The organism is Brevundimonas sp. KH_060 (genome assembly GCF_057838275.1).
Genome location: NZ_CM174463.1, coordinates 2960553 through 2974955 on the forward strand (window position 1 = coordinate 2960553; position 14403 = coordinate 2974955).

Below are 14403 nucleotides of genomic sequence, written 5' to 3' on the forward strand. Positions count from 1 at the left end.
TCTCCGTTCCTTCCTCTCCTGAACAACTCGCGGCCATGTCTGACCGAGCGCGCGAAGTCGTGCGTCTGAACATAGAAGCTCTGGAAGCGCTGGAACGTTCGCTGGATTCCTCGATCGCGCGGGCAGCCGACATCATCCTGTCGCGCCCCGGCTACGTCGTGGTGACCGGCATGGGCAAGTCAGGCCACATCGGCGGCAAGATCGCCGCCACCCTGGCCTCGACGGGAACCAACTCCTTCTTCGTCCATCCGGCTGAGATGAGCCACGGCGACCTGGGGATGCTGCGCCCCGACACCACTCTGTTGGCGCTGTCCAACTCGGGCGAAAGCCGCGAACTGCGCGACCCGCTGATCTTCTGCGCGCGCAACGACATTCCGGTGATCGGCATCACCCAGCGCCCCCAGAGCTTCCTCGGCCGTCATTCCGCCGTCTGCCTGACCATGCCCAAGGTGGCCGAGGCCTGTCCCAACGGCCTGGCGCCGACGACCTCGACGCTGATGTCCCTGGCCATGGGCGACGCCCTGTCCATGGTGCTGATGGATCGACGCGGCTTCACGCGGGAAGATTTCGGCCTGCACCACCCCGGCGGCGCCTTGGGGATGAGCCTGCAGACCGTGCGCGAATGGATGGGCGACAACGCCGCCGCCCCGGCCAGCGTGCCGCTGGACGCCGACTTCGGCGTCGTGGTCTCGGCGATCACTGAAGGCCGCAAGGGCGCGGTCGCCGTCCTGGCCGCCGACGGCGCCCTGACCGGCATCATCACGGACGGCGACCTGCGCCGCGCCTTGGCCAACGACATCTCGGCCCTGCGCGCCGAAGACATCATGAGCCGCAGCCCGATCACCGTTGATCCCGAAGCGCGCATGAGCGACGTCGTCGATCTGCTGACAGCCAACAAGATCAGCAATCTGTTCGTGCTCGAGGATCGCCGCCCGGTCGCCATCATCCACATCGCCGAGTTGATGCAGGCGGGCTACGTCTCCTGATGGTCGAGGACGTTCTCTTCGACGCCAGCCGAAAGCTGCTGCTCTAAAGGCGGCAACATGCGGCCTCTACAGCCGCCCTAGGCTGCTCCTCCCCCAGCCGGGTTCTCACGAAATAGGCCGCGATCCAGTGGGCACCGCCAGAGAAAGTTAGCATTTAACCTCGCCGGACAGAGTGGTTTCGGTCGCCGCAGCGAGCAGTTCGAGCGAGCGCACGCGGGCGGCCGGATCCCAGATCTGACTGGTCAGCATCAGCTCATCCGCCCCGGTCTGGGCGATGAAGGCGTCGAGGGCGGCCTTGGCCGTCGCGGGCGCGCCCACGGCCGAACAGGCCAGGGCGGCGTCGATCATGCCGCGCGCCGCACCATCCAGCCGTTCGTAATAACCCTCGACCGGCGGCGGCAGCTTGCCGGGACGGCCCGTTCTCAGGTTGACGAAGGCCTGCTGGACCGAGCTGAACAACAGGCGCGCCGCCTCGTCCGTCTCGGCCACGAAGGCGTTGTAGCCCAGCATGACATAGGGCTTTTCCAGATGCGACGATGGACGGAAGGTCTGTCGATAGATGTCGAGGGCCCGCATCATCTCACCCGGCGCGAAATGGCTGGCGAAGGCGTAGGGCAGACCCAGGTGCGCCGCCAGCTGAGCGCCGTAGGTCGATGAGCCCAGGATCCAGACCGGCACGGCCTGCCCCTCGCCCGGATTGGCGATGATGCGCTGATCGGGCGTCGCGGGCGCAAACCACTGCATCAGCTCCATCACGTCCTGAGGGAAGGCGTCGTGGTCGCCCTGAAGCGTGCGGCGCAGCGCCCGCGCCGTCGCCTGATCCGATCCCGGCGCGCGGCCGAGGCCGAGGTCGATCCGGCCGGGATGAAGCGCGTTCAGCGTGCCGAACTGCTCGGCGATGACCAAGGGGGCGTGGTTAGGCAGCATGACCCCGCCGGCGCCGACGCGGATGGTCTTCGTCGCCGCCGCCACTGCGCCGATGACGACCGAAGTCGCGGCGCTGGCGATGCCCGGCATATTGTGATGCTCGGCGAGCCAGTAGCGATTATAGCCCAGCCGCTCGGCATGGCGGGCCAGGTCGATGGTGTTGGCGAGCGCTTGGCCCACGTCGGAGCCTTCCGGCACGGGGGCGAGGTCGAGAATGGACAAAGGGATCATCCGACCGATATGGGGCCGCTTTGCAGCGACGCCATACCGGCCGTGACGATCAATCGTCTATCGCAGACGCTTATTGACCGGCGGGGCAGTCGCCGATGCGCTCGGCCGTCATGGTGACCTTGGTCTGGGCCATCTGCGGCGTCGGGGCCGGGTCCATCTTGGTCGTGACCTCGGTGACGTAGCGGCTGTTGAAGTCGCCGGTCACGCGGATGGTGGAGTCCGCCTTCATATTGCCCGGCAGGGTGCACGACGAGGCGGCCACCATGGCGTCGCCCTGACGCGCGAAGGGCTGGGTCGTACAGTCGGCGCCCGGCTGCTGGGCGCTGGCAGGGGCCTCAAGCTTGGCTTCTTTGATGCAGACTTCCTGCGCCGGGACAGCGGCGCCGCCGGGCATGCCTTCCATAGTCGTGGACACGCGCCACAGGCCCGGCTTGGGCGCGTCGAGCGTCGCCGGCGCAGCGGCCGTCGAGGCGGTATCAGCCCCTTCCGCCGGCGTTTCGGCCTTGTTGTTGTTTCCGCAGGCCGACAGACCCAGCAGGCAGGCGACGACGACGCCGCCGATGATCACTGAACGCATGGAGCGCTCCCCTCTCGTTAAGAACCGAGGGGAGAACGCCGGTCTGGCTTAACGGTTCACGCGGACGTGAGATTCAGTCGAGGATGACGCCCGTGGTGCGCATGATCTCGGCGCGCAGCTCGGGCAGGCCGAAGCCCTTTTCCGACGAGGTGACGGCGACATGCGGATAGGCGGCCGGGCGTTTGGAGATGGCCTTCAGCGTCTCCGCCTGAACCTTCTCGGCCTCGCCCTTCTTCAGCTTGTCGGCCTTGGTCAGGACGATCTGATAGCTGACGGCGGCCAGATCGAGGGCCTTCAGCGCCTCATCGTCCACCTTCTTCAGCCCGTGGCGGGCGTCGATCAGCAGATAGACACGCTTCAGCGTCACCCGGCCGCGCAGATAGTCGCGACCCAGATCCTGGAACTTCTTGACCGTGGTCTTGGACGCCTTGGCCCAGCCGTAGCCGGGCAGGTCGACCAGGCGCATCCGGCCGTCCAGGTCGAAGAAGTTGACCTCGCGCGTGCGGCCCGGCTCGTTCGAGGCGCGGGCCAGCTTGTGCATCCCGACCAGGCCGTTGATCAGGCTGGACTTGCCGACGTTGGAACGGCCGGCGAAGGCGATCTCGGGCAGGTCCGGGGTCGGCAGCTGCTCGATCTTGGCGCAGCCCAGGACGAAGCTGGCCTGGCGCGCGAACAGGACGCGCGCCGCCTCGATCTCGGCGTCCGAGTATTCTCCGACCTTGGGCTCGTCAGAAGCGTCCAAATGATCAGGCCTTCTTGAAACGGGCGAGGAAGCTGTCGATCGGGTTCTCGGCCTTGAAGCGATGCATGATCACATACTGCTGGATGATCGACAGCACGTTGTTCCACGCCCAGTAGATCAGCAGGCCGGCCGCGAACGGAGCCATGATGAAGGTGAAGACGATCGGCATCAGCTGGAAGATCTGACGCTGCATCGGATCCTGCGCCGGCGGGTTCATCGCCATCTGCAGCCACATGGTGAAGCCATAGACCAGCGGCAGAACGCCCAGGTGCAGCGGGCCGTTCAGGATGCCGCCCAGCAACGGCAGGGTCGCCGGATCCCACGGAATGGCGCCGAACAGGTTCCAGATCGTCGAAGGGTCGCGCGCCGACAGGTCGCGTATCCAGCCGAAGAAGGGCGCGTGACGCATTTCGATGGTGACGAACAGCACCTTGTACAGGGCGTAGAAGACCGGGATCTGCACCACCATCGGCAGGCAGCCCGCCAGCGGATTGATCTTCTCCCGCTGATAGAGGGCCATCATTTCCTGCTGCTGCTTCTGCGGCTCGGCCCCGTGCTTCTTCTTGATCTCCTCCATCTTGGGCTGGAGGTTCCGCATCTTCGACAGGCTCTCGTAGGACTTGTTGGCCAGCGGGAAGAGGATCAGCTTGACCACCACCGTCAAGGCCAGGATGGCCAGGCCGAAGTTGCCCAGGACGCCGTAGAAGAACTCCACCACGGTGAAGATCGGGCGCGTCAGGAACCAGAACATGCCCCAGTCGATGGCGTAGACGAAGCGCGGCAGGCCCAGCGACTGCTCATAGGTCTTCAGCACCTCGGCGCGCTTGGCACCGGCGAACAGACGCTGCGTCTCCTCGATCTGACGGCCCGGCTGGATGGTGTGGGTGGCGCCCAGCATGGCGGCTTCGTGGATGTTCATCCCCTGCGCGTCGCGCACCGAGAAGCGGCCTTCGATGGTCTCGTTCTGGGTGGGGATCAGGGCCGCCAGCCAGTATTTGTCGGTGATGCCCAGCCAGCCGCCGGTCGATTGATTCTCGATGCGCGGCTTCTTGGCCCAGTCCTTGTACTTGACCTGTTCGGTCGAATAGCTGTCGCCGTCGCCGAAGGTGCCGATGGCGCCTTCGTGCAGGATCATCTGCTTGCCCAGATCGACCGGAACGCCCTGGCGCTCGACGCGGCCGTAGGGAGCGATGGCGATGGCCTGGGTTCCCAGGTTGGCGACCGTGTCCTTGACCGTGAACATATACTGGTCGTCGATCGAGACGACACGAGTGAAGCGCAGGCCCGAGCCGTTGTCCCAGGTCAGTTCAACCGGGGTGGTCGGCGTCAGGGTTGAACCCTTGGTCAGGCGCCAGACGGTGTTGGGGCCGGGCACGCCGCCGGTGACGTTCGGGCCGCTCCAGCCGAACTGGGCGAAATAGGCGTGCTCCATGCCCTGCGGGCGGAACAGCTCGACCGGCGGCGAATTCTTGTCCAGCGTTTCCTTGTAGTTCGTCAGGTACAGGTCGTCGATGCGCGCGCCCTGCAGCGACAGCGAGCCCTTCAGGGTCGGGGTCTGGATCGGCACCCGCGCGACCGTGCCCAGCGCCTGGGCGCGATCCTTGATGAAGACGCCCGGTGCAGCGCCCGACGGCGTCAGGCCGGCGTCGGCCGAGGCCTCACGCGCCTTCTGCTGCTCGGCGGCGACGATCTGCGCCTGACGGCGGCTCTCGGCCTGCGGGCGCATCACCATGAAGTAGTAGACGCCCATGATCAGGGCCGCGCACACGAAGAAGATGATGGTGTTGCGCGAATTCTCGTTCTGCATCGGGGTCAGCGGTCCTGGTCAGCGAGGCTGGGCGGCGGGGCGCGGTTCAGTGTCGGGGCGGGCGGGCGCGGCGGCCCGGTCTCCGTCAGTCGGAGCCGCACGAGGGTTTGCGAGCCTTGTAAGGGCCGATTTCACATCGTCAAGCAAACGGTCCCAATCGCGGTCCGCCGTGCCCATCCGAGCGATGAACACATAGTCGCAGCCCGCGCGTCCGTGCAGGGGCGCAAGCAGGCGGGCGGCCTCGCGCAGGCGTCGCTTGGCGCGGTTGCGCACGACGGCGCCGCCGATCTTGCGGGTGGCGGTGAATCCCAGGCGCAGCGTCGGGTCGCCGTCGGCGCGATCCAGTTGCTGGACCACCACGGCGCCGCGGGCCTGAGAAACGCCTTTGGCGGCCGCCAGAAACTGGGGCCGCCTCAACAGGCGATCGATTTTCATCAGATCGGTCATGCGCCCCGCCCTGAAGGGTAATGGGCGCGTGACGTCAGGCCGTCAGGCGCTTACGGCCTTTGGCGCGGCGACGCGCAACAATCTTTTGACCGTTCTTGGTGGCCATCCGCGAACGGAAGCCGTGACGGCGCTTGCGCACGAGTCGCGACGGCTGATAGGTCCGCTTCACGGTCGGCTCCGGGTTACTGGGGTTGGCGACAGACACAAGCGTCAGCCGCGAGAGAGGCGGGCGTATAAGCGGCGGCCGCACGAGAGTCAACGCCACTGCCGCTTTTCCATATCGCCGACAGGGGCGCGCGGCGCATGGAAATCCGCTAAGGATGTCAGGAAGAAGAAGACGGAGCACGGCTTGGACCGGGTCAAAAGATTTCTGCCCCTGGCCCTGCTGCTGGCCGCCGTCGCCCTGATCTTCGGCATGGGCTGGAATCGCTACCTGTCGCTGGACACCCTGCGCGAGCACGGCGCGGCGCTGGAGGGGCTGGTCGCCCAGCACTATCTGCTGATGCTGGGCGCCCTGATGCTGCTCTTCGCCCTGCTGACGGCCAGCGTGGTGCCCGGCGTGGTCTTCATCACCGTGACGGCGGGCTATCTGTTCGGGCCGTGGGTCGGCGGCGTCGCCACCGCCTTCGCCGCCACCGTCGGCGCCCTGGCCGTCTATTATGTAGGGCGCACAGCCCTGGGCGATTCCCTGCGTCGCCGCGCCGCCGCCGATACAGGCCTGCTGAACAAGGTCTGCGCCGGTGTGGACAAGAACACCTTCTGGTACGTGCTGGTCGCGCGCCTAGTCGTCACCGTGCCCTTCCACATGATCAATGTGGCGGCGGGCGTGATGGCGGCGCCGCTGCGGCCCTATGTCATCGCCACCTTCATCGGCCTGTTGCCCGCACACACCATCTATTGCTGGATCGGCGACAGCTTGCACGACGTTCTGGTCACGGACCCGAATCCTGACATTCGGAGCCTGTTCGCGGAATTTTTCTGGCCTCTGATGGGGGTAGCCTTCCTGTCCATGCTGCTGCCCCTGCTGCTCAAGCTGGCCCAGAAGCTGCGCGCCCGCCCCCGCATGGAGGCGTCATGACGGAACGCGAGGCCCTTCCGACCGCCCTGCAGACCCCCCTGGCCTCTGCGACGGCCGCCAGGCCGCCTGCGACGCGATCCGCCCCGTGGAACGTCCTGCGCCGGCGGTTGAAGCCCCGCGCGCCCGACGGCCTGTCCAGCCGCCTGCTGCTGCTGACCGTCGCCTTCACCCTGGCGGTCGCCGCCATCATCATCGTGCCCAGCGCCGCCTCCTTCCAGGAGCGCTGGCTGATGGACCGGCTGCAGGCGGCCGAACTGGCCTCTGTCGGGGTCGAGGCCCTGCCCTATTCCGCCGTCGAGGACTCCACCGCCGAACAGTTGCTGAGCATCGGCGGGGTGCAGTCGGTCGTCATCGGCGAGCAAGGAGTGCGGCGCCTGCTGCTGCAGGCCCCCAACCTGCCGCGCGCGCCCGAACTGATCGACCTGCGCCAACGCAACGTCGGGGCGCGGCTGCTGGACCCGTGGAAGACGCTGCTCGGCCACCCCGACCGTTCGCTGCGCGTACAGGCGGCGCCGCGTTATCGTTCCGGCGATCTGGTCGAGATCCTGGCCCCGGCCCAGCCGCTGAAGAAGGAGCTGGAGAGCTTCCTGGTCAACAGTCTGATGATGTCGCTGCTGATCGCGGCGGTGGCGGGCGGTCTGCTCTACGCCTCCCTGTCCATGCTGGTGCTGCAGCCCCTGCGCCGCGTCACCCGCTCGATCGAACGCTTCGCCGCCAATCCGGAAAGCCCCGCCGAGACGCCCTCAGATCGTCAGGATGAGATCGGCCGGGTCGAACGCGAACTGGCCCGGATGCAGGAAGAGGTGCGCCAGTCCCTGCGCTCGCGCGCCCGCCTGGCGGCGCTGGGCGAGGCGGTGGCCAAGATCAACCACGACCTGCGCAACATGCTGACCTCGGCCCAGATGGCGTCCGAACGGCTGTCGACCTCGTCCGACCCCCTGGTGGCGACCGCCCTGCCCCGGCTGGAGCGGGCGCTGGACCGGGCCTCGACCCTGGCGCGCAACGTCCTGGCCTACGGCAAGACCGAGGAGCCCGCGCCTCAGCTTCAGAAGATGCTGCTGGCCCGCGCCGTGGCCGCCGCCGCCGAAGATGCGGGGCTAGAGCCGGACGGCGTGCGGTTGGTGCGCGACCTGCCCGCCCGCTTCACCGTCAACGCCGATCCAGACCAGCTTCATCGCATCCTGGTCAATCTGATGCGCAACGCCCGCCAGGCCATCGAGACCGCTCCGCAAAGCAAGGACAAGGGCGGCGGCAAGGGCGCCATCACCGTCAGCGCCGAACTGCGCGAGGGCATGGCCGCCATCACCGTGCGCGACGACGGCCCCGGCATCCCGCCGCGCCTGGCCGATCGCCTGTTCGAGCCCTTCGTCAGCGGCGGCGGCGCCGACGGCACGGGCCTGGGCCTGACCATTTCACGCGAGCTGGCGGCCAACCACGACGGCGCCCTGACGTTGCTGGACACGGGCCCCCAGGGCACGCGCTTCGAGCTTCTGCTGCCGCTTTAGACCACTGGGCGGCAGCTTTCCGCCGCCCCCAGACGTTGTTTCCTTTGAAAGCCGAAAGCGCCAAGCTTGCGGTCTTTCGTATCCTCCCCTGCAAGGAGAGCTCCATGACCCCTTCCCTGTCCTCGCAAACCCGACCCTTGCGCCCTCTGGCGGCGTTGATGCTGACCACAACCCTGGCCGCCTCGCTGACGGTCGGCTCCGCCTACGCCCAGAATCAGAGCCAAACCCGCCCGCAACCGGCGCCGAAAGACCCCGTGGCCGAAATGCTGCTGTCCAAGGGCGAGCGCTATCATCGCGCGCCGGATTCGGCTCAAGACCCTGACGAGCTGCGCCAGACCCAGGCCCTGAACGCCGAGATCGTGGCCCAGAACGACCTGGCCGAAAACGAAGACCGCGCCAATCAGTCCGCCCAGGCCGAGGCCCAGCGCCGCTGGCAGGCCGAGGTGGATCAGACCGAGGCTCAGGCGCGCGCCGATCGCGAACGTCACGAGGCTGACCTGCGCGCCGCCGACGAGGCCCAGGCTCGCTATGAACGCGACATGGCCGACTGGCGCGCCACGGCCGCCGCCTGCCAGCGCGGCGACACGGCGCGCTGCCACGCGGGCCGCAAGACGCCGAACTGAGGCTTCAAGCAAAGGAAAGGGCGCCGCCGACCTGCGTCGGGGCGCCCTTTTTCTCGCTTGCCGCTGGCCCGGATCAGGCCTCGGCGGATTCCGTGCGGCGCTTCATCATGTTGTCGAAGCTGTCCCAGACGCCGTCGGCGCCGTGCCAGGCGCCTTGCGTGGCGGCCTTGGAGTATTCGGTGGCGCGCGCCTCGAAGAAGTTGGCGTGCTCCACGCCCGACAGCAGGGCCTGCAGCCACGGCAGCGGATTCTCGGTCACGCCATAGACTTCCGGCAGGTGCAGCTGGCGCAGGCGCCAGTCGGCGATGAAGCGGATGTAGGCCTTGATGTCGTCCGGCGTCATGCCGTTCACCGGGCCCATTTCAAAGGCCAGGTCGATGAACTTGTCCTCCATCTCGATCACCGTCTTGCAGCAATCGACGATGTCGTCGGCCACGGCCTTGGTGACGGCGCCCGTCTCCTTGTTGAAGGCGTGGTACAGCTTGATGATGCCTTCGCAGTGCAGGCTCTCGTCGCGCACCGACCAGGACACGATCTGGCCCATGCCCTTCATCTTGGACTGGCGCGGGAAGTTCATCAGCATGGCGAAGCTGGCGAACAGCTGCAGCCCTTCGGAGAAACCCCCGAACATGGCCAGGGTCCGACAGATGTCGGCGTCGGTGTCGACCCCGAACTGGCCCATGAAGTCATGCTTGTCGCGCATGGCCTCGTATTCCATGAAGGCGCCGAACTCGCTATCGGGCATGCCGATGGTCTCGAGCAGCAGAGCGTAGGCCGCGATATGGATGGTCTCCATATTGGCGAACGAGGCCAGCATCATCTTCACTTCGGTCGGTTTGAACACCCGGCCGTAGCGCTCCATGTAGTTGTCCTGGACCTCGATGTCGGCCTGGGTGAAGAAGCGGAAGATCTGCGTCAGCAGATTGCGCTCGCTGTCGGTCAGGTTGGCGGCCCAGTCCTTGACGTCCTCGCCCATCGGAACTTCTTCCGGCATCCAGTGGACCTGCTGCTGCTTCTTCCACATGTCGAAGGCCCACGGGTAGCGGAAGGGCTTGTAGGCGGCCGAAGGGGTCAGCAGACCGGGCGTGCCGGGACGAATGATCGTGGCGGGAGCGTTCATCGAAGAAGACCTGAGGCGAATCCGGAGAAGGTGCGTTCACCATGCGTCCGCCGACGCGCGGGGACAAGGGAAGATGCGCACATCTAGCGATCACTTTTCACCCAACCGCTAGATATGGTGTTTCCATGACAGGAAACTGGGGAGGAAGATGGGGATGGTTTTCACGCTTTACGGCGCAGCCGGGTCTGGCTCGACCCCGGTCGAGGCGACGCTGCGGCTGATCGGACTGAACTATCAGATGGTCGAGGCCGCGACCTGGGAGGGCGAGGCCGAGCGGGACAGAGTGGCGGCCGTCAATCCGATGCGCCAGGTGCCGGCCTTGGTCACGCCGGGCGGCGAGGTCATCACCGAAAGCGCCGCCATCCTGATCTGGCTGGCCGATTCCCACCCGCAGGCGCGGCTGTCGCCCGTCCTGGACGATCCGCGCCGGGCGCAGTTCCTGCGCTGGATGAGCTTCATCCCCGCCGCCATCTATTCGATGTTCTGGGTGCGCGACGAACCGTCCCGTCTCGGCGGCGACGACCCCCAGGCCCAGGCCGAAATCCAGCAGCGCACGATCGAGCGCATCGCCGACTGCTGGCGGATGATGGACGCGCAGATCACGCCCGGCCGCTTCCTGTTAGGCGAAGAGCTGACGGTGCTGGACCTCTACGTCGCCGTCGCCAGCCGCTGGACGCCGCGTCGGCGCCGCTTCTACGCCGAGGCGCCGGGCATGGCCGAGGTCGTGCGGCGCGTCGACGCCCTGCCCGTGCTTCAGCCCTTCTGGGCCGAACGGTTTCCGTTCGACGAGGGGTGGGAAGGCTAGGCGGCCAGATGAACTAAGCGGCCAGGCGCGCGTGCGCCGCGCGGAACGCCTGGTCCACGGCGGCGTAAAGCCGTTCATGGGTGATCGGCTTGGCCAAATGGCCGTCCATGCCCGCGCCGAGACAGCGCACGGCGTCCTCGGGCATGGCGTCGGCCGTCACCGCCAGCACCGCCGCCAGCGACGAAGCCGAACCGCCGTTGCGGATCATCTGCGTCGCCTCCAGCCCATTCAGGCGCGGCATGCGCACGTCCATCAGAATCAGGTCGAACGCCTCGGCCGAGGCCTGCTCCACGGCCTGAATCCCATCCGCCGCATCGACCACCCGACAGCCGGCCGCCTCCATCATGATCCGCAGCATCAGACGGTTGGTCGGATGGTCGTCCACCACCAGAACGCGCGTGACATGCCCGTCGGATGGCGCAGGCGCCGTCTCCGTCGCGCCGTCGCCCTCGACCTCCCCCTCGCCCAGACGCACGCTCAGGATGAAGACCGAGCCCTGATCGGACGTTTCGCCCAGAACCACGTCTCCGCCCATGGCGCGGGCGTGTCGACGCGCAGCGGGCAGGCCCAGCCCCGCCCCTCCATGCCGCCGGTTCAGGGAATCGTCGCCCAGTTGGAACAGATCAAACAGCACCGGCTCCAGGTCCGGCGCGATTCCCGGTCCCGTGTCTCGCACCGTCAGGGTCAGTCTTTCAGCATCCAGCCGGACGTGCACCTCGATCCGGCCCCTCTCGGTGAACTTGACCGCATTGGACAGAAGATGCCTCAGGGCCGAGGCCAGCCGACGCGGATCGCCCATGCGCAGCGCCATGTCCGGCGCGTCCAGCTTCAGCTCGAACGCCACCCCCTTGGCGTGGGCGGCGACCGCCGCCGGGGCGCAAAGGTCGCGGATCAGACCTGTCGCATCGAACGGTTCGACCTGCACCTCATCATCCCCGGCCGAGGCGTCCAGAACGTCCTCAACCAGTCGCCGCATCTCCTCCCCCGCCTGGCGAATGGCCTCGACGTAGGTTTGGGCCTCTTCCGGCAGGTCGCGGCGCTGAGACAACAGGTCGGCGTAGCCACTGACGCCGTTCAGCGGGGTGCGCATCTCATGGCTCATGACGGCCAGGAACCGCGCCTTGGCGGCGGCGGCGACCTCAGCCCGACGCCGTTGCTTCAACGCCAGGGCCGTGCGCCGCGCCAGCCGCGCGACGCTGGCGCGACGTTCCGCCATCAGGGCGCTGAGCGGCAGGGAGGTCAGGACCAACACCATCAGGAAGACATGGTACAGCGGCATCTGCCGCAACCGCTGGGGAAGGTGGGCCAGGGCTGCGACATCCGCCACAGGCGCGGCGGCGACGGGACCGTATCCCTCCAGCGTCAGAATGCAGCTGATCCCGACAGACACCAGAATCGTCGCGGCCATCCACGGCGGCGACAGGCGATAGGCCGCCAGCATCAGCGGCGGGAAGACCAGAAACAGCAACGAACTCGGCTGACTGAAGACCCATACGACCATCGCCGCCGTCAACCCGGCCATGCCGAGCGCGAGCCAGGACGAGGTCGCCTCGTCGCGGAACCTGCGCGCCCGCGCCAGGAACAGCAGATTGGGCGTGACGACCAGCAGGCCCAACGTCTCCATCATGAACAGATGCGTCCAGATGAAAGCCGTCAGCGCCGGCGCATAGTCACGCAGCCACGCCGCCAGCAGACAGGAGAAGGTGGTGGTCAGGAACACCGCCGGCGCGACGGCGCCCAGGACGAAACACAGAAACCGTCGCGGTCGCCGCAGATCCAGCGCGGCGCCGCACAATCGGCGCGCCAGCACGCCTGCGATCAAGACCTGACCCAGATTGAGCAGGGGATTCAGCCACACGAAGGGCTGGGAATCCCCCCTCACCGCCGTGCTGACCAGGTTCAACCCGAAGCAGACCAGCAGTGTCGCCGCCGCCTTGCGCCGCGGGAGCAGGAGATAGGCCGCCAGAAGCACGCCGTTGGCGGGCCAGATGATCACGGCGTTGTAGGTCGCCGCGCTCCAGTGGCCGATCAGCAGACACAGGGCGAACAGGACGACATAAGCCGTCGCCGGAGGGCCGGCCTCACGGCCGGCCGCATGACGAAACATCCGCCAGCGCGCCTGCATTCCTGTCTTCACCCTCCCCGGTTCGGCGCCAGCTTCTCCCGGAAATCGTAAAGAAACCCCTCGGCGGCAGCCTAGAGAAGACCCATCACCTTCGCCTCACGCTCCAGCCCCTCGCGGAACTCAGGCGCAGCCAGGCCGATCAGGGCGCGAGCGCGGGCGTCGTCGGTCAGCCCCTTCAGATTGATCGCCCCGTGCTCGGTGACGACGTAGTGGATGTCGTTGCGCGGTGTCGTCGCCGGGCCGTCCAGACGCGCCACGATGCGCGAGGCCGCGCCCTTCGCCGCCGTGGAGTGGCAGGCGATGATCGACTTGCCGCCCTCGGACGCCGCCGCCCCGCGCACGAAATCCAGCTGGCCGCCCGCCGCCGTATACTGTCGCCCGTTCAGATGTTCGGAGCAGCAGGCGCCGAACAGGTCGATCTGCAAGGTGGCGTTGACCGAGATCATCTTCGCATTGCGGGCGATGACGGCCGGATCGTTCACATAGTCGACCGGATAGGCCTCGAAGGCCGGGTTCTCATGCAGGAACTCATAGGTTGAGCGATCACCCATGGAGAAGGTGAAGACCGTCTTGCCAGGGTGCAGGGTCTTGCGCGCGTTGGTGGCCACGCCCGCCTTCATCAGTTCGACCAGGCCTGGCGTCAGCATCTCGGTGTGAACGCCCAGATCGCGATGATCATGCAGGGCTGCGCACACCGCGTCCGGCAGGGCGCCGATGCCCATCTGCAGCGTCGCCCCGTCCTCGACCAGCCCGGCGATCAGGGCGCCGATGGCCCGATCCTGCGGCTGCTGAGGCGCCTTGCCCGCCTCCAGCAGGGGCGCCGAATGCTCGACCAGGGCCGCGACCTGCGAGACGTGGACGCGGCAGTCGCCGAACACGCGGGGCATGTGCGGATTGACCTCCAGGATCACCCGTTCAGCCGTCTTCGACACCGCCAGGGCGTAGTCAGTGTTGGTCCCCAGGCTGAAATACCCTTCGGCGTCCATCGGCGAGACGGTCGCCAGCAGGGTGTCGACGCCGATCTCGCGCGTCAGCACACGCGGCGTCTGCTGAAAGCCGGTCGGCACGAACCAGACGGCGCGACGGCCTTCTTCGCGCCCGCGCGCCTCCAACTTCCGCTCGATGGCGCCGTGGAACAGGCTGTGCGGGCGGATACGGTCGGTCAGTTCGTAGCGCATCACCGTCTCGCCCGCGATGGCGGTGGACAGCAGGTAGTAGAGGTTGACGTCGCCCACCTGCCGCGCCTCGGCCCGGTCGGCCAGGGCCTTCAGCAGAGCGGGCGGCTGGCCGACGCCCAGGGCCATGGCGACCTTGGCGCCCGACGGGATCAGGGCGGCCGCCGCCTCGGGCGTCGTCAGGCGTTCGGCGTAGAGGGCAGCGAAATCGGTCACGGGGAAACTCCTGAAGCGTCGTCCTGAAGGGGCGTCCGT

The 14403-nt window shown here is 67.3% G+C and carries 14 protein-coding genes; 5 read left to right on the top strand and 9 right to left on the bottom strand.

Annotated features, from left to right (window positions below):
- Positions 1-35: 35 nt before the first annotated feature.
- Positions 36-986 carry a KpsF/GutQ family sugar-phosphate isomerase gene (locus AC3IPP_RS14605; protein ID WP_489149499.1) on the top strand — a complete coding sequence of 317 codons (951 nt, stop codon included), beginning with the start codon at positions 36-38 and terminating at the stop codon, positions 984-986.
- A gap of 147 nt (positions 987-1133) precedes the next feature.
- On the opposite strand, the gene AC3IPP_RS14610 is transcribed toward AC3IPP_RS14605, so the two are convergent.
- From AC3IPP_RS14610 to rpmH, 6 genes are all read right to left on the bottom strand, one after another.
- Positions 1134-2144, bottom strand: coding sequence for an LLM class flavin-dependent oxidoreductase (locus AC3IPP_RS14610; RefSeq protein WP_489149500.1), 1011 nt, complete (start codon positions 2142-2144; stop codon positions 1134-1136).
- A gap of 70 nt (positions 2145-2214) precedes the next feature.
- The gene (locus AC3IPP_RS14615) at positions 2215-2721 is read right to left on the bottom strand and encodes a DUF3617 domain-containing protein (protein ID WP_489149501.1); all 507 of its coding nucleotides are present in this window, start codon (positions 2719-2721) and stop codon (positions 2215-2217) included.
- Positions 2722-2794: 73 nt separating this feature from the next.
- The gene (gene yihA / locus AC3IPP_RS14620) at positions 2795-3463 is read right to left on the bottom strand and encodes a ribosome biogenesis GTP-binding protein YihA/YsxC (RefSeq protein ID WP_087139289.1); all 669 of its coding nucleotides are present in this window, start codon (positions 3461-3463) and stop codon (positions 2795-2797) included.
- A 4-nt stretch (positions 3464-3467) separates the two neighbouring features.
- Entirely contained in the window at positions 3468-5270 is a 1803-nt protein-coding gene (yidC, locus tag AC3IPP_RS14625; protein WP_489149502.1) for a membrane protein insertase YidC, read from the bottom strand.
- 18 nt (positions 5271-5288) lie between these two features.
- Positions 5289-5717, bottom strand: a complete 429-nt coding sequence (rnpA, locus tag AC3IPP_RS14630; protein ID WP_489149503.1) for a ribonuclease P protein component — start codon at positions 5715-5717, stop codon at positions 5289-5291.
- Positions 5718-5751: 34 nt separating this feature from the next.
- Complete coding sequence (gene rpmH, locus AC3IPP_RS14635; RefSeq protein ID WP_003164000.1) at positions 5752-5886, bottom strand: 50S ribosomal protein L34; 135 nt, start codon at positions 5884-5886, stop codon at positions 5752-5754.
- 180 nt (positions 5887-6066) lie between these two features.
- Between rpmH and AC3IPP_RS14640 the strand changes: the two genes are divergently transcribed.
- The 3 genes from AC3IPP_RS14640 (at position 6067) to AC3IPP_RS14650 (ending at position 8923) form a co-directional block, all read left to right on the top strand.
- A complete protein-coding gene (locus AC3IPP_RS14640) occupies positions 6067-6795 on the top strand; it encodes a TVP38/TMEM64 family protein (protein ID WP_087140419.1) in 729 nt (242 codons plus the stop codon).
- Positions 6792-8300, top strand: a complete 1509-nt coding sequence (locus AC3IPP_RS14645; protein ID WP_489149504.1) for a sensor histidine kinase — start codon at positions 6792-6794, stop codon at positions 8298-8300. The genes AC3IPP_RS14640 and AC3IPP_RS14645 overlap by 4 nt, the downstream gene beginning before the upstream one ends.
- A gap of 104 nt (positions 8301-8404) precedes the next feature.
- On the top strand, positions 8405-8923 hold the full coding sequence (locus tag AC3IPP_RS14650; protein WP_256968149.1) for a cell wall hydrolase: 519 nt from the start codon (positions 8405-8407) through the stop codon (positions 8921-8923).
- Between the two features lie 73 nt (positions 8924-8996).
- Here the strand turns inward: AC3IPP_RS14650 and AC3IPP_RS14655 are convergent, their stop codons facing one another.
- Complete coding sequence (locus AC3IPP_RS14655; protein WP_489149505.1) at positions 8997-10043, bottom strand: ribonucleotide-diphosphate reductase subunit beta; 1047 nt, start codon at positions 10041-10043, stop codon at positions 8997-8999.
- 148 nt (positions 10044-10191) lie between these two features.
- Between AC3IPP_RS14655 and AC3IPP_RS14660 the strand changes: the two genes are divergently transcribed.
- A complete protein-coding gene (locus AC3IPP_RS14660) occupies positions 10192-10848 on the top strand; it encodes a glutathione S-transferase family protein (RefSeq protein WP_489149506.1) in 657 nt (218 codons plus the stop codon).
- A 13-nt stretch (positions 10849-10861) separates the two neighbouring features.
- Here the strand turns inward: AC3IPP_RS14660 and AC3IPP_RS14665 are convergent, their stop codons facing one another.
- Positions 10862-12973 carry a hybrid sensor histidine kinase/response regulator gene (locus AC3IPP_RS14665; RefSeq protein ID WP_489149507.1) on the bottom strand — a complete coding sequence of 704 codons (2112 nt, stop codon included), beginning with the start codon at positions 12971-12973 and terminating at the stop codon, positions 10862-10864.
- A 71-nt stretch (positions 12974-13044) separates the two neighbouring features.
- Positions 13045-14364: an acetyl-CoA hydrolase/transferase family protein gene (locus tag AC3IPP_RS14670; RefSeq protein ID WP_489149508.1), complete on the bottom strand. Its 1320-nt coding sequence runs from the start codon at positions 14362-14364 to the stop codon at positions 13045-13047.
- Positions 14365-14403: the final 39 nt, after the last annotated feature.

Bases quoted from the DNA above. Each gene is read 5' to 3' on its own strand.
- AC3IPP_RS14645 (WP_489149504.1), top strand. From the start codon at position 6,792: ATGACGGAACGCGAGGCCCTTCCGACCGCCCTGCAGACCCCCCTGGCC.
- AC3IPP_RS14655 (WP_489149505.1), bottom strand. From the start codon at position 10,043: ATGAACGCTCCCGCCACGATCATTCGTCCCGGCACGCCCGGTCTGCTG.
- rnpA (WP_489149503.1), bottom strand. From the start codon at position 5,717: ATGACCGATCTGATGAAAATCGATCGCCTGTTGAGGCGGCCCCAGTTT.
- AC3IPP_RS14610 (WP_489149500.1), bottom strand. From the start codon at position 2,144: ATGATCCCTTTGTCCATTCTCGACCTCGCCCCCGTGCCGGAAGGCTCC.
- yidC (WP_489149502.1), bottom strand. From the start codon at position 5,270: ATGCAGAACGAGAATTCGCGCAACACCATCATCTTCTTCGTGTGCGCG.
- AC3IPP_RS14660 (WP_489149506.1), top strand. From the start codon at position 10,192: ATGGGGATGGTTTTCACGCTTTACGGCGCAGCCGGGTCTGGCTCGACC.
- AC3IPP_RS14615 (WP_489149501.1), bottom strand. From the start codon at position 2,721: ATGCGTTCAGTGATCATCGGCGGCGTCGTCGTCGCCTGCCTGCTGGGT.
- AC3IPP_RS14665 (WP_489149507.1), bottom strand. From the start codon at position 12,973: ATGCAGGCGCGCTGGCGGATGTTTCGTCATGCGGCCGGCCGTGAGGCC.
- AC3IPP_RS14605 (WP_489149499.1), top strand. From the start codon at position 36: ATGTCTGACCGAGCGCGCGAAGTCGTGCGTCTGAACATAGAAGCTCTG.
- AC3IPP_RS14650 (WP_256968149.1), top strand. From the start codon at position 8,405: ATGACCCCTTCCCTGTCCTCGCAAACCCGACCCTTGCGCCCTCTGGCG.